Annotated in this window: 16 protein-coding genes; 4 read left to right on the plus strand and 12 right to left on the minus strand. The window is 48.1% G+C overall.

Translation table 11 applies throughout. The annotated features are described in order from the left end of the window. Positions 1-33: 33 nt before the first annotated feature. On the plus strand, positions 34-714 hold the full coding sequence (locus ACO0K8_RS14775; protein ID WP_422947425.1) for a Fe2+-dependent dioxygenase: 681 nt from the start codon (positions 34-36) through the stop codon (positions 712-714). A gap of 133 nt (positions 715-847) precedes the next feature. On the opposite strand, the gene waaA is transcribed toward ACO0K8_RS14775, so the two are convergent. Beyond that, on the minus strand, positions 848-2,125 hold the full coding sequence (gene waaA / locus ACO0K8_RS14780) for a lipid IV(A) 3-deoxy-D-manno-octulosonic acid transferase (RefSeq protein ID WP_422947426.1): 1,278 nt from the start codon (positions 2,123-2,125) through the stop codon (positions 848-850). A gap of 347 nt (positions 2,126-2,472) precedes the next feature. On the opposite strand from waaA, the gene ACO0K8_RS14785 reads away from it, so the two are divergent. Beyond that, positions 2,473-3,075, plus strand: coding sequence for a chalcone isomerase family protein (locus ACO0K8_RS14785; RefSeq protein ID WP_422947427.1), 603 nt, complete (start codon positions 2,473-2,475; stop codon positions 3,073-3,075). A 173-nt stretch (positions 3,076-3,248) separates the two neighbouring features. On the opposite strand, the gene waaC is transcribed toward ACO0K8_RS14785, so the two are convergent. From waaC to ACO0K8_RS14840, 11 genes are all read right to left on the minus strand, one after another. Continuing rightward, positions 3,249-4,238, minus strand: a complete 990-nt coding sequence (gene waaC / locus ACO0K8_RS14790; protein ID WP_422947428.1) for a lipopolysaccharide heptosyltransferase I — start codon at positions 4,236-4,238, stop codon at positions 3,249-3,251. Between the two features lie 137 nt (positions 4,239-4,375). After that, the gene (locus ACO0K8_RS14795) at positions 4,376-5,752 is read right to left on the minus strand and encodes a phosphomannomutase/phosphoglucomutase (protein ID WP_422947429.1); all 1,377 of its coding nucleotides are present in this window, start codon (positions 5,750-5,752) and stop codon (positions 4,376-4,378) included. Positions 5,753-5,833: 81 nt separating this feature from the next. Next, on the minus strand, positions 5,834-7,762 hold the full coding sequence (locus ACO0K8_RS14800) for a polysaccharide biosynthesis protein (protein ID WP_422947430.1): 1,929 nt from the start codon (positions 7,760-7,762) through the stop codon (positions 5,834-5,836). Positions 7,763-7,874: 112 nt separating this feature from the next. Beyond that, entirely contained in the window at positions 7,875-8,441 is a 567-nt protein-coding gene (locus ACO0K8_RS14805) for a sugar transferase (protein WP_422947431.1), read from the minus strand. Further along, positions 8,438-9,418, minus strand: coding sequence for a UDP-glucose 4-epimerase family protein (locus ACO0K8_RS14810; protein ID WP_422947432.1), 981 nt, complete (start codon positions 9,416-9,418; stop codon positions 8,438-8,440). Before ACO0K8_RS14810 ends, ACO0K8_RS14805 begins: the two co-directional genes overlap by 4 nt. 6 nt (positions 9,419-9,424) lie before the next feature. Beyond that, a complete protein-coding gene (locus ACO0K8_RS14815; protein WP_422947433.1) occupies positions 9,425-10,216 on the minus strand; it encodes a hypothetical protein in 792 nt (263 codons plus the stop codon). Between the two features lie 62 nt (positions 10,217-10,278). Beyond that, positions 10,279-11,610: a hypothetical protein gene (locus tag ACO0K8_RS14820; protein ID WP_422947434.1), complete on the minus strand. Its 1,332-nt coding sequence runs from the start codon at positions 11,608-11,610 to the stop codon at positions 10,279-10,281. Positions 11,611-11,688: 78 nt separating this feature from the next. Further along, positions 11,689-12,936 carry an O-antigen translocase gene (locus ACO0K8_RS14825; protein WP_422947435.1) on the minus strand — a complete coding sequence of 416 codons (1,248 nt, stop codon included), beginning with the start codon at positions 12,934-12,936 and terminating at the stop codon, positions 11,689-11,691. Positions 12,937-12,947: 11 nt separating this feature from the next. Beyond that, positions 12,948-14,051 (minus strand): DegT/DnrJ/EryC1/StrS family aminotransferase, encoded by a 1,104-nt coding sequence (locus ACO0K8_RS14830; RefSeq protein WP_422947436.1) that lies wholly within the window; start codon positions 14,049-14,051, stop codon positions 12,948-12,950. Next, the gene (locus ACO0K8_RS14835; RefSeq protein WP_422947437.1) at positions 14,048-14,509 is read right to left on the minus strand and encodes an acyltransferase; all 462 of its coding nucleotides are present in this window, start codon (positions 14,507-14,509) and stop codon (positions 14,048-14,050) included. The genes ACO0K8_RS14830 and ACO0K8_RS14835 overlap by 4 nt, the downstream gene beginning before the upstream one ends. Next, positions 14,490-14,900 carry a sugar 3,4-ketoisomerase gene (locus ACO0K8_RS14840; protein WP_422947438.1) on the minus strand — a complete coding sequence of 137 codons (411 nt, stop codon included), beginning with the start codon at positions 14,898-14,900 and terminating at the stop codon, positions 14,490-14,492. The genes ACO0K8_RS14835 and ACO0K8_RS14840 overlap by 20 nt, the downstream gene beginning before the upstream one ends. 381 nt (positions 14,901-15,281) lie before the next feature. On the opposite strand from ACO0K8_RS14840, the gene grpE reads away from it, so the two are divergent. Both grpE and dnaK read left to right on the plus strand, forming a co-directional pair. Then, positions 15,282-15,824 carry a nucleotide exchange factor GrpE gene (gene grpE, locus ACO0K8_RS14845; protein WP_422947439.1) on the plus strand — a complete coding sequence of 181 codons (543 nt, stop codon included), beginning with the start codon at positions 15,282-15,284 and terminating at the stop codon, positions 15,822-15,824. Positions 15,825-15,950: 126 nt separating this feature from the next. Further along, positions 15,951-17,891 (plus strand): molecular chaperone DnaK, encoded by a 1,941-nt coding sequence (gene dnaK, locus ACO0K8_RS14850; protein ID WP_422947440.1) that lies wholly within the window; start codon positions 15,951-15,953, stop codon positions 17,889-17,891. Positions 17,892-17,961: the final 70 nt, after the last annotated feature.

The following is a 17,961-nucleotide window of genomic DNA, read 5'->3' on the forward strand; positions in this document are numbered from 1 at the left end:
GTTGGGGCTTTTTGGTTTTTCAAGGAAATTTTTATGATGTTACATATCCCTCAGGTCTTGAGTGCCGAGCAGGTGGCGGCAATCCGTAGCAAGCTTGCGAATGCGGATTGGACCGATGGCCGCGCCACTGTGGGCGCGCAGGGGGCGCAAGTGAAGCAGAACCGGCAGTTGCCTGAACACTCGCCATTGAGTCTGGAATTAGGTCAGATCGTACTGGCAGCGCTGGCAAAAAATCCCCTGTTTTTCGCTGCCGCCTTGCCACGCACCACGATACCGCCGCTCTTTAACAGTTACGAAGGTGGTCAACATTACGGTTTGCACGTTGATGGCGCGGTGCGCAAATTGCCCGGTAGCGGCGTGAGCTTACGTACCGATGTATCATCCACGCTTTTCTTGAGTGAGCCGGACGAGTATGAGGGTGGCGAACTGGTGGTGGTCGATACCTATGGCACGCATGAGGTGAAGCTGCCCGCCGGCGATCTGATCGTGTATCCATCGACCAGCTTGCATCAGGTTTTTCCGGTGACGCGCGGGGCGCGGGTTTGTTCCTTTTTCTGGACCCAAAGCATGGTGCGCGACGATGCGCAGCGAACAATGTTGTTTGAGCTAGACCAGAATATTCACAAGCTCAGAGCCCGTTTGGGTGATTGCGCAGAGGTGATCGCTTTGACTGGGCATTATCACAATCTCTTGCGACTATGGGCCGAGCTGTAAGTACTTTTCTTGTTTGAAAACAGGCCGACCTGTTGCGCATATTCCATGCGCCTTGCAGGCCAATATGCCTTGGAAAGCCGCATGGAATATGCGAGTTGGCAGGGATGCTTTTGAAAAAATAATTCAGCGAAATTTACAGAAACTGTTCCAGCATCTGCATAGTTCTTGCAGTCGCACCCTGATGTTGCAGGAAGAAGGCGTGGGCATTATTCCCCATCGCATTACGCTTGTTCTGGTCGGCGATCAGTTGCTGTGCCAGTGCCATGAGCTCAGTAGCATCGGCGGCGCGCAGTGCGGCCTTGGCGGCGATCGCTTGCTCGGTGATTTCAGAAAAATTAAAGGTGTAGGGACCGGTGAGTACCGGTTTGCCCATGGCGCAGGCTTCAATCAAATTATGTCCACCTAGATTGACCAGACTGCCGCCGACGAAGGCGACATCGGCCGCTGCATAATACATATACATCTCACCCATGCTGTCGCCGAGGACGACGTCGATGGTATCCGCCAGCGCGCCTGGTGCTTGTTCCAACGCAAGTGCGGAGCGCCGCAGATAAGTGAGCTGATGTGCTGTCAGCATGGCCGCAACCTGATCGAAGCGCTGTGGGTGACGCGGCGTCAGTATCAGTAGCGGGCGAGGTTGAGCTAGTGCGACGAAGGCCTTGAGTATTAGTTCTTCTTCGCCGTCGCGCGTGCTGGCGCAGATAAACACCGGGCGCGTCCCTAATTGCTGGCGCAAGCGAGCGCCACGTTCTGCCATCTGCGGTGGCGGGCTTACATCAAACTTCATATTTCCAGTGACGCAGAGTCTTTGTACGTCGAGCTTGAGTAGTCGTTCTGCATCCGGTCCGGATTGCGCGGCGACGTAATGGATAGCTCTGGCTGCTGGCAAGATGAGGGAGGCAAGCTTGATCGCTTTTTTTAGAGATTTTTCCGAGAGGCGGGCATTCACCAGAGTCACCGGCAATCTGGCACGCTGGCATTGCGCCACCAGATTGGGCCAGACTTCTGTCTCTATCAGTATGCATAGCCGTGGCGAAAAATGGCGTAAAAAACGCCGTATCATAGAGTCGATGTCGTAGGGTAGAAAGACCGGCGTGATGCGCCCGGCGACATCGCTAAACAGGCTGATGCCAGTGGCGCGACCGGTTGGGGTCATGTGACTGAGTAAAATACGGTGATCCGGATAGCGCTGCAATAAGGCGCGTATCAGCGGCTCGGCAGCGCGGGTTTCGCCCGCCGATACCGCATGGACCCAGATCGTCTTGGTGTTGCGATCTGGTTTTCCAGAATAAAACCCGAGGCGTTCAAAGATGTGCTGGCGGTAGCCGGGTTCCTGGCGGCCGCGCAGCCACAGACGCAGTAAGACTATCGGTAATGCCAGCCACCAGACGAGAGAGTAAATAAGACGCATAGGGGAAACAGGTGGTGTCAATTTTTAAGAAGTAAGGCTGAAAGACGATACTTCCTTATAAGAAATTCTCGTGAAGCGTGGAATATACCCTAAAAGCAACTGCTTGTTGCGATTGTAGTCCGGCTTGCGCGGCGCCTTCGAAAAGCTGTACCAATGCCCGCCAGATCTGTCCTATTATAGCTGCTGTAATACTGCGTAAGCTATCCACATTTTCCGTAGAGCATTGCTCCTAAGTACGCCTATTTGGGGGCGATTCGCTTGCCAGTAGTGCAGTTTGTCTTTATCCTAGATTTAAAAAATAATACGTCCGTTCGTTTTTTAATGTTTGGCCTATTCTTGGGGGTAGTATGAAATTTGGGATTTGTATCAATCGTCGCTTGGCACAGTTATTCGCTGTATGCGCATTGGCCGTTGCCGTTCCGGCAGGCGCGCTGGAGTTGGCAGGTGTCAAGATCGAAGACTCGGCTCAGGTCGGCACGCAGCAACTCAAGCTCAATGGTGCAGGCATCCGCTATAAAGTGATTTTCAAGGTATACACGGCAGCGCTGTATATGACAGAAAAGAAAACCACGACGGCTGAGGTGCTGGCTTTACCGGGCGCAAAACGGGTGTCACTGGTCATCCTCCGGGATCTGAGTAGCGATGATCTTGGTCAGCGTTTTATGGATGGCATACGCAAGAATGCGGAAGTGGCTGAAAGAGCGAAATTGGTGAATGCCATGCTCAGCTTTGGACAGATGTTTGCCACTATTCCTGAGATGAAAAAAGGCGATGTCTTGACGGTAGACTGGCTACCCGGTACCGGCGTGGTGAGTCAGTACAACGGCAAAAAAATCGGCGACACCATACAAGATCCGAATTTTTATAACGCCTTGCTGAAAATCTGGTTAGGCGTCAGTCCGGCCGACGACAAACTTAAACATGCTCTTCTGGGTGAAGAGTCAAAATAAATAGAACCTACGCAAAACCGCTCCAGCGTCGTTGCATCCGCCTTGCCGTACTAATGTACTGTCTTCGGCGGTACGCCTAGCCGGAGCAATTTAGCGTAAGTTCTAATAAACCCAAGGCTACACGAATAAAAACGCGCTCGGAAGAGCGCGTTTTATTTTATTCAGACTTCTATTTAGCCTGGTATTTGGGTCGGGATTAAGCGTTGGATGGCACGTTCAACTTCTCCTACGCTGGCCGGTTTGCCCTGGTCGCCTAGATTGATAATCTTAGGCGACCAATTGCCCTCAGTTTTCCAGCGTGGCGAGTCGCAATAAATTTCTATGGTCGGGGTCTCGTAGGCCGCCGCGATATGTGTCAAACCGGTATCGACGCCTATCGCCAGGGCGGCGCGTTGCGCTAATACAGTCGCTTCTTGCATAGTTAATTGCGGCAAGACGCTGGCGTTCGGCATCTGTGCCGCCATCTGCTCGGCCTCGGCTTTTTCCGCCGGATTACCCCACGGTAGCAAGATGGGCATGCCAGTTTGCTTCAGTGTTTGAGCGATACTGATCCAATTGCTACGTGCCCATTTTTTAGAGGCACCAGCGGTGCCATGAAAAAACACCGCGTACGGTTTATCTGGCATCCATGCAGGATGCAGTGCTGAACCACGCAAACCGAAACTGGCCGGCGTAGTGACGCGGTAGCCGCAAGCTTGCGCCGCTACCAGGCGGCCACGCAAGACGGCGTGCGTGCGGCTATTCACTTTCACACTCTCGGTATGAAAAACACGCGAGATGGCTTCATAACCTGAGCCTTCGGTACCATTGGCCAAGCCGACTTTTTTGCCACCGGCTTTGATGCGCGCCAGGCCCATGATCAGACCGGTCTTCAGTAAACCTTGCGTCTCCAGTACCAGATCGTATTCTTCGCGGCGTAAATCCTTAAAGAAATTTTGTAGCTCTTGCTTGCCCAGTGCATCACCCAGATTTTTACGCCAGCGCCGCAAGGCAAACGGAAACACTTTGCGCACGCCGGGGTTGAGTTTGACCAGGTTGACATAGGCTTCCTCGACCACCCAATCGATCTGAGCCTCTGGGTAGTGCTGCAACAGGTCATCCACGATGGGCATATTGTGGAGGACATCGCCTAAGGACGAGACGCGAACAAGTAGAATTTTCACTATATGGTGGCTGAAAAAATGCTAGGAATTTACATATACTCCCCCGAAAATATTTAAAATCTAGTTGAATGCGCACGTATCTAGTGCGCATTCAAAAAATACCTGGGGGGAGTATGTTGTTTACACGTGCTGACTAGTTAGTATGGGAAGGCTGCATCGGGTTTCACCGCCAGCACCGCTTGCTTGATGGCTGCTTGTATGCGCGCCAGCGCTGCTGGTGTTTCGGCTTCAAAACGCATCACGATCACCGGTGTGGTATTGGACGAGCGGGCCAGCCCGAAACCATCCGGATACTCGACTCGCAAACCATCGATGGTAATGACTTCATCGGCACCTGGGAAATTGGCATTGGCTTGCATCTGCGCGATGATGGCAAAATTTTCACCTTCGCTTAATTGCAATTGTAGTTCTGGGGTACTGGCAGATTGCGGCAAGTTATTGAGGGTAGCAGTCATGTCGCTTACTTTGCTCAAAATTTCCATCAGGCGCGCGCCTGCGTACATGCCATCGTCAAAACCATACCAGCGGTCTTTGAAGAAAATGTGGCCGCTCATCTCACCGCCCAGTGGTGAACCGGTTTCGCGCAACTTGGCTTTCACCAGTGAGTGACCGGTTTTCCACATTAGGGGCACACCGCCGCGCGCCTTAACCCAGGCCGAGATATGGCGTGTGCATTTAACGTCGTACAAAATCTGCGCACCAGGATTGCGGCTTAACACATCTTCGGCAAACAGCATTAATTGACGATCCGGATAAATGATCTGGCCGTCTTTAGTCACTACGCCGAGACGGTCGCCGTCACCATCAAAGGCCAGACCGATTTCAGCGTCGCCATTTTGCAGGCAGCGTATCAGGTCTTGCAGGTTTTCAGGATGCGCCGGATCAGGATGGTGATTCGGGAAAGTGCCGTCGACTTCGCAAAACAATTCTGTCACTTCGCAACCCATGGCGCGATACATCTCGCCGGCGAAAGCACCTGCCACGCCATTGCCGCAATCAATTGCGATCTTCAAAGGACGCGCCAGTTTGACGTCATCTACGATGCGTGCCAGGTAGGCGGCCTTGATATCGTGCGTGCGGTAGCTACCGCTGCCAGTAACGACGTCGTTATGCAAGATGCGCTGATACAGCGCCAGTATCGCATCGCCATAGATCGCTTCACCGGCCAACACCATCTTGAAACCATTGTAGTCGGGAGGATTGTGGCTGCCGGTCACCATGATGCCGGAGGCCGCACCGAGTATATGCGTACCGAAATACACCATAGGCGTTGCGACGATACCCAGATCAATCACATCCACACCGGTCGATTGCAAACCTTGCGCCAGCGCGGCAGTCAGTTCCGGGCCGGAAAGACGACCGTCACGACCTATGACCACGGTTGGTTCGCCTTTTGCCAGGGCGGCCGAGCCGAAGGCCTGGCCGATTTGATAGGCGACTTTGGCATCGAGGGTTTTGCCGATAATGCCGCGGATATCGTAGGCCTTAAAAATACTAGGGGAGAGCAGGGACATAGTGGTTTACCAAGGGTTGAATTTTAGGTTGAATTTTAGGTTGAAATAATATTGGTGTTCTGAGAGCGAGCTAGTGGGGCCTCAATGCAGAAGGGCACTAGCGAGCGCCTGTTCGGCCGGTGCCAATTTGGCCTGCCAGATGAAATCTTCTATGCCGCATTGTGGCTCGTACTCGAGTACTAATTGTTGCAATAGCGCGCGTACTTGCTGGTGATCAAAGGCGCCGCAAGCCGCGTCTAGCTGTTGCAAAGATTGCTGTAACAGATCCCAGGGGATTTCTGATTCTTGGGCGCGCATGATGAGCGGGTGGCTGGTGCCTTCGACGTCGTCACCAATCAGCAATTCTTCATACAGTTTTTCACCGGGGCGCAGACCGACATGATTGATTTCTATGCTGCCTTCTGGGGTGCTTTCTGATTTTACTTCCAGTCCGCACAGATGCACCATGCGGCGCGCCAGATCGATGATGCGCACCGGTTCGCCCATGTCGAGCACAAACACGTCGCCGCCTTCACCCATGGCACCAGCTTGTAGCACTAATTGTGCCGCTTCCGGAATGGTCATGAAGTAACGTGTGATTTCCGGGTGGGTCAGAGTGATCGGTCCGCCTTGCATAATCTGCTTGCGAAACAGCGGCACTACCGAGCCGGAAGAACCGAGTACATTGCCGAACCTGACCATGCAAAAACGGGTGGCACTCTGACGCCGCGCGCAGGCCTGTAATATCAGTTCAGCCAGACGCTTGGTGGCACCCATCACATTGGTTGGGCGCACCGCCTTATCAGTAGAAATTAAAACGAAATGATTGACCTGCGCCGCCATCGCAGCCTGTGCCAGGCGCAAAGTGCCAAACACATTATTGCGTATGCCTTCGATCGGGTTATGCTCCACCAGAGGCACATGTTTATAGGCGGCTGCATGGTACAGGGTATTGATGTTATAAGTTCGGAAAATTTTGTCTAGTTTGGCGGCATCATGAATATTGCCAAGAAAGGGAATAATCTCGCAATTGATCTGGGTACTTTGGCGTAATGCGCTCAGTTCTTGTTCTATCGCATACAAGGCAAACTCTGACATCTCCAGCAGCACCAATTGGGCTGGGCGCTGGGCTAAAATCTGGCGACATAGCTCAGATCCAATAGAGCCTCCGGCACCGGTCACCATCACGTTCTTGCCTGTGATGCAGGCAGCTAGCAAGCGTGCATCGGGCTCTACCGTATCGCGGCCAAGCAAATCTTCTATCTCTACATCGCGTATATCTTGTACGCGTAATTCACCGTTGACCAGACTCTTGATGGAGGGGGTAACTTTGATACGAATTTTGTAGGCTTCCAAATGATCCAATACCTGTTTTTGGCGGGCTTTGGAAATGGTCGGCATGGCGAGTAATACTTCCTTGATATTTAAACGTGTGATCAGTTCACCAAGCTTATCGGGAGAGTGAATCGTGATGCCTGCAATTAAGGATCCATGCAAATTTTTATTGTCATCGATGAAGGCGACGCAGGTATAGGCACCGCTGCTGCGTAGTGCGGTGGCCAAATGCGCACCGGCTTGACCAGCGCCATAAATAGCGATTTTGACGGTATCTTCATTGCGGTCGACACCTACCAGATAAGCGCGCGCCAGAAAACGGCTAGCACCGACATACAGTAAGGCCCCAGCCCAATAAATCCCGAATACGGCACGCGAAGGCGCGATGATATGGGTCATGATGCCGATGAAGGCCAAGCCAAGTACCGACAGGGTGACGCCTAGCAATACCACACCGATGATTTTTTGATCGATATAGCGGATGACGGCACGGTAGAGTCCGATACGGATAAAAATCGGAACTGTCACCAGAGGCACCGCTGCGATCAGCCAAAAATACTGAGAGAATAAAACGAGATTGAAGCTGTCGTAGCGCAACCAGATCGCCAGAATAAAGGTAATGGGCAGACAGATGGCATCTACCATGGCAGTGATGAGCTGCTTTTTAAAGCGCGGTAGTACGAGAAGAAATTCCATGTGTTAGGTGTCCGAGTGCTGCAATAATCATATTGCCTTAATTATACGTGTGCTGCGTGACATACAGGTGTCTTTGCCGGTTAATCATCGATTAAGCCGCGACAAATGCGTATCAATGTGTAACACCATCGCGTTTGATTACTTTGAAAAACGTCAAGAGCAAGATGCGCAGATCCAGCCAGAAAGACTGATGCTCAAGATAGTAGGCATCCAGCAAGACTTTTTCCGGGATAGGCAGTTCATCGCGACCGTTGATTTGAGCCCAACCGGTTAGGCCGGGAACGATCAGGTGCACCTGCTTTTCTGTACGCAAGGCGATCAGATCGTCCTGATTATAGAGCGCGGGCCTGGGACCGACCAGACTCATGTCGCCCTTGAGTATGCTCCATAACTGGGGCAGTTCATCTAGACTCGATTTTCTGAGGAAAGATCCTATAGGCGTCAGATACTGATCCGGATTGCCTAATAAATGGGTGGCGACAGCGGGAGTATCGATGCGCATGCTGCGAAATTTTGGCATGCGGAATATGGCGTTGTTACGACCGACGCGGTCTGACCAATATACGGCAGGGCCGCGCGATGTCAGTTTTACGCATAACGCCACCAATAATATGGGTAACAGTAGCAGGCTGCAAGCGAGCAGGGCGATGATCAGGTCAAATAGTCGTTTTAAGTTCATGATGTCTTTATATTTTTTACTGTAGCCAATAAACCTTGCGCTACCGTGTAAGGCGGCACCCAGTCTAAGACCTGTTTGGTTTTACTGATATCAACTTGTAAGGACTGGCAAAGCCGATCGGCCATGGATTTTTTTCCGATTAAGCTGGCGGCGAGGCTCAGTAGCTTGGCTGGGAACGGGATTAAGCGGGATGGCACGTCCAGTGCTGTTGCACAAGCTTGCAGTAGTTCTGTGGTGGAAAGATCATGACCATCCGATGCCAGAAATATCTGGTTGTTTGCCTTGGGATTATCCAGGCAGCACAATACCAGGCTCACCAAATTATCGAGATAGATGAAACTGCGTTGGTTATGAATACTCGCCAAAGGCAATGGTATCCCGCGCCTGACACTTTGCAGTAAGCTCAAAAAGTTGGCACGCACGCCAGGCCCATAGACTAAAGGCGGACGGATTATCGTGATCGCCATGCCGGTATTTCGCCCTAATTCTAGCAAGGCAAGTTCGGCCTCATATTTGGAAATGCCATAGGCATCCTCAGGCTGGGGACTGCACTCTTCAGTGTAAGGCTGCCCAGGCGTGGTTTGCTCGCCATTCACCTTCACCGAGCTAATGAAAATAAATTGACGCACACCTGCTAACGTCGCCTGCCGTGCCAAGTTTAAGGTAGCAGCTACATTTACTCGCCGAAACAGAGTAAGTGGATCTGCACTTGTTTCTTCCATCACGTGTACGCGTGCAGCGCAATGAATTACGGTACTGATGCCGGATAAGGCGGCACTCCAATCGGTATCGGGTGCCAGTTCAGGCATGAGGATATTACGCATATTTCCGGTCGTGCCTGAGATCATTTGCATCGCCTTGCGGCTGACGCAGCATACATCTATTGATTGCAGTAGGGCTTGTTTGAGTATGCCTTGCCCGACAAAACCAGTGGCACCTGTCAATAAAATGGACGCATTTTGCTTAGATGTATTCATGCTCGTTTATCGAATTGCAGCACGTGCCGCATGTCTGGAATAGACGAAATATCTACGAGTTAAAAACGTCAAAAAACTCTGTATAAACCAAGATGCGTGGGGCGAGAATAAATTTCTACTCTGACGCGCTGCCAAATGCGTAGCTTTAAATTGAGGGTAGTAACGCACCCCTGAGTTAAATAATTTTTTGGAACGGTAACAAAGATCGACGTCTTCAAAGTACATAAAATAGTGCGTATCAAAGCCGCCTAATCTGGCGTAATGCTCAGCATCAAAGGCCAGCAAGGCACCAGATGCCCAGTCAACTTCACAGGCGCTGGTGATCTGCCTCTTGTCATAGGTTTGAGTCAGGGAGCGACTAAGGAGCATGCGAAAGGCAGAGCAAATATCAGGAAAGCGCCGTATATTGAGGTCTGGGTTTTCGTGCTCAGGATCTCGAAACAGATTGATGCTGGCAAGTAGTACATGGTCTTGCCGCATTTGTGCAATCAGCGTCGATATAGTTTCTGCTGCTATCGTGATGTCAGGGTTCATGACGACAAAAGCGTCGCCTGATTGAAAGCCCTGTTCTTGTTTGACATGATCGAACAAGTAATTGTTATTCTCACCAAATCCCAAGCCGGGGCACTTGTCGGTATAGGTAACGCCATGCTGCTGGCAATAGGCTTTTAGTTTTGCTGACGGCTTATTGTCCTTGACCCACACGCGAACTGGTTGCGGTGCATTCTGCAAGCCACCAAGTTGACTGGAAATTAACAAGTCTTCATGGCCGTGACTAATAATTGCGACGTGGATCATACTAAATCTGCTCTGGCATAGTGGGTGATGTGACTGCTGCTTGTTTTTGCGTTGTACGCAAGCTATGTTGCGTTGTTTCTGTTTAGCCAGTAGCCGATAAACAATCGCAGTAGAAGAATATTCGGGAGGGTGTGAACTGGCATGCTAAACAGTTTTTGATTACGCCAAATTTTTTCATAAAATTGAGTATCTATAGCGGCTGGATTGTCCCATAAGGTTCGAGCTTCCAGTTCTGTTGCACTCGCTGCGATCGCTACTCTAGCCGCCACTTTATCAGTATCGTGCGCTTGGTAAACCTGCTCCATCACCTCATCGAGATTGATGCCGGGGCGTTCCTGCGTAGCCAAAAAGTGCAAAAGCTCATCGGACAGTTTTTGCATGTTTGCTGACTTCAGTCTGTCTGCCGGTGTGTAGCCATGCGCGCCAGTTAATACGCCAAAACAGGGTACGCCGAGACTGAGAATTTCTGGAAAAGCAGTGCCACCTGTCATAGGAAAACTGTCGATATAAGCACTGGCATTACTCAGGTAGCTCACATATTTTTCATGCGACATTTTATTTGCAAATTGCAACCTAGGTTTGGGTTTAAATTTTTCTTGAAAAAAAATTGACCACCACCAAGGGCTATTCCAGGGATCTGCTCCAATTAAGATAAACGGTAGCTGGATTTTTTCAATCAGGCTAGCTACAAAATTCGGGAAGGAATAACCTTGCCCAGGTTTGAATTTATAGGCGGAACCGGCACTGGCAATATAGGCATCGCTTTCCGGTATTTTAGAGACCGTCGATTTCTTTGGAAGTGCCAGCGGTATACCGGTAAATGTGGACTTATTTTCCGACTCGCGTTTGTGACGTAAGGCCCAGCCAAAGTGACTAAGTTCGAGAGTCCTGTCGGCCACTCCATGACCAAAGGAAAAAACATGGTCGGCATGGTTGTAAAACAATACGCGAATGTTGAATTTTTTTTTCGCAATTGCTACTGCAATCGTCGTTTCAATATCGTGTGGATGTAAATGTAAAATTGCGACCTGACACTTCGCCAATTCATGAATAATCGCTTGGATTTTTAGCTGGCTATTGCCCTGTTTTTCAAGTCTGATACAGCCGTGTTTTGCATTAGAGAGTTTTTTTAAGGCACGTGGATCTACGCTCTCGGTCACTAGAATGGCAGAAGATTTCAAGGCATCCGAGTGTATTAGACGCTCGACAATGCGAGTATGCCCACCAGTCTCATAGGCTTTGGTGAGGAGGTGCAGGTAAGTGCTGCGATTCTCTATTTTGAAATCAGTGTCAAATAAATGGGCATATTTCTCTACGAGCGCATTTTCTAAGCTCGTTAGATGGTATTGCCCAAGATTATTTTTCCACAAAAGCTCACCAAAAAAACGTGCCATCTTGATGGCAGCGTTGAAATTTTTGGCTTGAAGTATCAGGGCCTGCGATTTTTCTATGTATGTTGTTAGCATGCCCTATTACCGATAATCTGTTTTATTTAAGATGATGGCGATACTGAGCCAATAAAGTACATAGTTGATGAAAAAAGCGATGACCGTGGCTTTCAATCCAAACCATGGTGTCAAGGCATAAGTAATAACGACTAATGTAATGCTGAAAATGATTTCCGTCAGAATATAAGCTTTTGTCATGGCTCTCGCTAGCATAACGAAACCCAAGACCCAACTGCCGATTTTGATTACGTCACCGGCTAGTTGCCACGCGAGTAAATCGAGCATGGGCAAAAAATCAGGCGTGAATAAAAATGAAATTAACCAATTTCGCAGCAAGTATACTGCAATTGCTCCGATGATCGTGATCGGTAAAATAAAGCGATAAACTTTGGCAATCTCTTGTCTTAATTGACCACGATCTTCTATCTCAGAAAGCCGCGGTAAGTAATACACAGTTAACGTGGTGGTGATCAGCATTAAGTACATATCACTTAATTTGGTGACCGCCTGCCAAAGGCCGGCATTGTCCCAACCAAATGCAAACACCAGATGGTTGCGTATCAATACCTGGCTTAATGGAATGGCAATTGCCGTGACAATTGCCATTAAGGCATAACTGGCTAGCTTGCGGGCTATTTCTATATCGATACGTCCAAATAGATGCTGCACTCGGAACCAGTCGCTACGTAGACAGAGAGATAGTGTAATAAAAAATACTATGGATTGGTTGATCGCTAATGCTACCAAAGCACCATACAAACCCCAAGCACGGGCTAAAGCCCAGGTCGCTAGGAGAGTTACGATACTGGTGCTGATATTGGCAATGATGTACAGGCTTACTTCTTTTTTTCCATTAAGAATTGCCATTAACAGCGCATTTAAAACGAACAACAAAAGTGTTGCAGAGAACCATAGAAAAACACCGCTCTGTTCCGCATCTTTTAAAACAATCAATGCTAATTGTTGATGGAATACTGCGATGATTGCGGATGCAATCGTTGCGCAAAGAATAGAGATGGTTCCCGCGGTGCGCCACACATTTTGCTGGGCGGTGATGTCAGCATGATATTCCGCAGTATATTTGGTGACGCCCGTGTTGATCGCGCCGCTGGCAAAGGACGTGATCATGGTAACGGCATTTTGAAACTGCCCTATTGCTGCATATCCAGCCGGACCGACATACAGTGCCAATAATTTGTTTAATCCCAGCATTGCCAGCATACGTATAGCAACGGCAATCGCATTGAGAAAACTCGTGTGTAACAGTGACATCAATACATCGGTCAGGCGTGGAACTGACGCACAGCTGTAATCACGCTAGTGACATCCTCTGTCGATAAATACGGATCTAGTGGCAAACTAATCACTTCAGCATGAATTTTTTCAGAGATCGGTAAAGAACCAGGACCCAGATTGAGTTCTGAGTACGCGCCTTGCAGATGCGGCGCAATCGGATAGTGGATGACGGTGCCTATGCCATGCGCGTGCAAATACTGTTGGAGTTCATCACGTCGCGTACTGCGAACTACGTATAGATGCCACACCGGATCGGCCCACTCTGGTACAAATGGCAGTGTTAGCGATGCGATGCCCTGCAATTCTCGCTGATAAATGGCTGCCAGTGTTTTACGTCGTTGATTCCAAAGTGTGAGTTTATGTAATTTAACTCTGAGAAACGCAGCTTGCATTTCATCTAGTCTAGAGTTAAATCCCTTCAGCTCATTTTTATACTTAACTTGAGATCCATAGTTGCGCAACATGCGCAGCTTGTCCGCCAAGGCATCATCGTTCGTTGTAATGGCTCCACCATCACCGAGTGCGCCGAGGTTTTTCCCTGGATAGAAGCTATGTCCTGCTGCGTCACCAAGCCCTCCGGACAAACGGCCCTTGTACAATGATCCTTGCGACTGTGCCGCATCTTCAATAACTTTTAGACCGTATTTGTTAGCAATATTATTGATCGCATCCATGTCAGCCACTTGGCCGTATAGATGAACCGCAATGATTGCCTTGGTGTTCGGAGTAATCGCTGCTTCTATTCGTTCCGCTGAAATGTTGTAGGTTGTCAGATCTGGTTCCACCGGAACCGGAGTAGCACCAGCATAAGATGCGGCAAGCCAGGTCGCAATATAGGTATTCGATGGAACAATGACCTCGTCACCAGCACCAATATCGTAGGCGCGTAAGATCAAATGCAGGGCATCCAAGCCATTGCCAACACCTACGCAATGTTTTGTGTTGCAATAAATTGCATATTCTTGTTCGAATAGAGCAAGTTGATCACCTTGAATGAACCAGCCCTTATCAAGAACCTCGGTGAAGGCCTGAGTCAATTCAATTTTAAGGTCTTGATGTTGTGTTTTTAGGTCAAGAAATGGGATAGTCATTTTAAAAGCTTATTTTTTGTGCTGCGGGCGGGATTGCCGACAACAATAGTGTTATCGGCAACATTTTTGGTCACCACGCTTCCAGCGCCTATCATTGCGTTAATCCCAATTGTAATGCCAGGAAGAATTGTTGCGTTAGCTCCGATGGAAGCGCCTTTCGAGATCCTAGTTTTTGAATATGACTCAGGGTAAACCTTAGATCTTGGAAAAATATCATTTGTAAAACTTACATTCGGTCCTACAAAAACATCATCCTCTATTGTCACGCCATCCCAAATTTGAACGCCACTTTTAATGGTTACTCTATCACCTATAACAACGTCATTTTCTATCAGGCAGTGAGAACAAATATTGCAGTCCTGTCCAATCGTCGCGCCGGGTAAAACGATGACGTATTGCCAGATTCGTGTGCGATCGCCAATTTTTGTGCTTTGTACGTCACTGTTTGGGTGTATCACTTAAAAGCTCCAAAAAATCGGAATAATTGCGAATGTAATCGCTTTCGATGTAATGTTGATCTGCAAATACTAACAATACGCAGTCTTCAGTAAAATTTTTCATAAAGTGCCAGAGCATGGTGCCAATATATAGGCCTTGGGTCGGATTGTTCAATTGAACTTCGACTTTTTCTACTCCATTATCCAGTACCATAGTGCATGACCCGCGCACCGCAACAGCAACTTGTTGTAAATTTTTATGCGCATGAAAACCTCGTTCTACACCCTCTTTTGTGCCAAAGATGTAATAGACGCGCTGAAGTTCAAATGGTAGGTCTTGATGTGTTTCTACCGCGACAAGACTGCCTCTATCGTCACCCATCATACGTAAAGGAATGATTTTTGGTTTCAATTAATTAGATTTCCAGATTGCATTTTATTTTGAATTGCACGTAGGCAATTTAACATGAATTTTGGCTAAATAGCGAGCAGTTCAGCATTAATGAAGTTGTACTCGATCGTTAGAGGAGACGGCTACTCAATTCAATTAACTCGGAATTTATATAAATTTGAAATTCACGCGAATCAAAATTAACAAAGTAACCCGTAATTTTACGCCAGAACTTGATAATTCCAGCGTGTCAATCCAACATATTATCGATTTATTGGAGGCGCAGCAGAGAGTAAATGCCAAAAGCTCTTAGAAATTTTCAAGAATTTCTCGGCTAGCCCTTGAAATGACATGAATATCCCCCCATTTCTGCCTCAATGTTTTTAATTTTGGAGATTGTTGATGCAAGAGCAAGAAAATCCGGTGGAAAACACCAATCCAGTTGAAGCTATCGTGGCTGACGTAGAAATCATGGCTGACGTTTTAGAAGTGTCAAAGGACACTTTGGCCCAGTTGGAGGCTAAGGTGTTGGAATTGCAAGATGCTTTCATGCGAGCTAAGGCCGAAGGTGAAAATATCCGACGCCGGGCACAAGAAGATATTTCTAAAGCGCATAAGTTTGCGATTGAGAGTTTTGCCGAAGCTATGGTTCCTGTGAAAGATAGTCTGGAAATGGCATTGAAAGTTGAAACTCCGTCTCTGGAATCAATTAAGGAAGGCGTCGAAATGACGCTGAAGCAACTTATTTCCGCTTTTGAAAAAAACCGATTAATAGAAATTAACCCGACTCAGGGCGAGAAACTTGATCCTAGCAAGCATCAGGCTGTTTCCATGGTTCCTGCGGAGCAAGACGCGAATACGGTAGTAGTAGTTTTGCAAAAAGGTTACACCATCGCAGATAGATTGTTGCGCCCCGCCTTAGTCACTGTCGCGCAAGCAAAATAATAAGAAGCTCGAAAAAATAGGCAAAATTATCTTGAAAAAGGGTGGTCTTGCCTAATATTAGAAATAAGCGGGTTCCAGTGACTCAGCAAAAATTCAAAAATAATATTAAATTTATAGGGAAATATCATGGGAAAAATGATCGGTATCGATTTAGGTACAACTAATTCTTGCGTAGCTGTCATGGAAAATGGCAAGCCTAAAGTAATCGAAAATGCTGAAGGCGCACGTACTACGCCATCAATTATCGCCTATCAAGAAGATGGCGAGATTTTGGTCGGCGCATCTGCCAAGCGCCAGGCAGTTACCAATCCTAAAAACACCTTGTACGCAGTGAAGCGTTTGATAGGTCGTAAATTCGACGAAAAAGAAGTACAAAAAGACATAGGCATGATGCCTTACGCAATTTCTAAAGCAGACAATGGTGATGCATGGGTGAGTGTGCGCGATAAGCGTTTAGCGCCTCCTCAGATCTCGGCTGAAGTTTTGCGTAAGATGAAAAAAACTGCAGAAGACTACTTGGGTGAAGAAGTGACCGAAGCCGTTATCACGGTTCCAGCTTACTTTAATGATGCGCAACGCCAAGCAACAAAAGATGCAGGTCGCATCGCTGGCTTGGACGTAAAACGTATTATTAATGAGCCTACTGCAGCGGCATTGGCTTTTGGTCTCGATAAAAAAGAAAAAGGTGATCGTAAGATTGCTGTTTATGACTTAGGTGGCGGTACATTCGACGTATCTATCATCGAGATTGCTGACGTTGATGGTGAAATGCAGTTTGAAGTATTGTCTACAAATGGCGATACATTCTTAGGCGGTGAAGATTTTGATCAGCGCATCATTGATTACATCATTGACGAATTCAAAAAGATTAATGGTTTGGACTTATCCAAAGATCCTATCGCTTTGCAACGTATCAAGGCGTCTGCTGAACGCGCGAAGATCGAATTGTCTAGTGCACAGCAAACAGAAATCAATGAGCCGTATATTGCGATGGCCAATGGCGCGCCGGTACATTTGAATTTAAAAGTTACCCGTGCCAAGTTAGAGGCTTTGGTAGAAGAATTGATCAAAAAGACCATAGAACCTTGTCGTATGGCAATTAAAGATGCAGGCGTTAAGACATCCGATATCGATGACATCATTCTGGTCGGTGGCATGACCCGTATGCCTAAAGTGCAAGAATTGGTAAAAGAGTTTTTCGGTAAAGAGCCGCGTAAAGACGTTAATCCAGATGAAGCGGTTGCTGTCGGTGCTGCAATTCAAGGTTCTGTATTGTCTGGTGACCGTAAAGATCTGCTGTTGTTGGATGTGACGCCTTTATCTTTGGGGATAGAAACTCAAGGTGGTGTGATGACCAAAATGATACAGAAAAATACCACGATCCCAACGAAGTTTAGCCAGGTATTCTCAACCGCAGATGACAATCAGCCTGCCGTCACTATTAAGGTTTTCCAAGGCGAGCGCGAAATCGCTGCAGGCAACAAGGGCTTGGGTGAGTTTAATCTGGAAGGAATTCCTCCAGCAGCACGTGGTACACCACAGATTGAAGTGACTTTTGATATTGATGCCAACGGTATCTTGCATGTGGGCGCGAAAGATAAGGCCACAGGTAAAGAAAATAAAATCACCATTAAGGCAAACTCAGGTTTGACTGAAGAAGAAATTCAAAATATGGTGAAAGACGCTGAGTTGAATGCGGAAGAAGATAAAAAAGCCAAGGAATTGGCTGAGTCCCGCAATCAAGGCGACGCTTTGATACATTCGACCAAAAAAGCATTGGCTGAACATGGTGAAAAGCTCGATGCTGGCGAGAAGGAAAAAATCGAAGCGGCAATTAAAGACGTAGAAGACGTTTTGAAATCGGGCGATAAGGTTGAAATCGATACAAAATTGGCTGCCTTATCTACTGCGTCACAAAAATTAGGTGAGAAAGTCTATGCTGATATGCAGGCGCAGCAAGCTGCGGCGGGTGCTTCTGGCGCCTCAGGTGCTGGCGCAACTGAGGCGCAAGCCAAGGATGATGATGTAGTTGATGCTGACTTCAAAGAAGTTAAAGACGCTAAATAATTTGTCCGGCGGCTTAGTCCCGCTATGACTCGCCGGGTAGTGTGATCGTGAATTCGACACTCTACTCGGC

This window comes from Undibacterium sp. Ren11W, assembly GCF_049340485.1.
Taxonomy (GTDB): domain Bacteria; phylum Pseudomonadota; class Gammaproteobacteria; order Burkholderiales; family Burkholderiaceae_D; genus Undibacterium.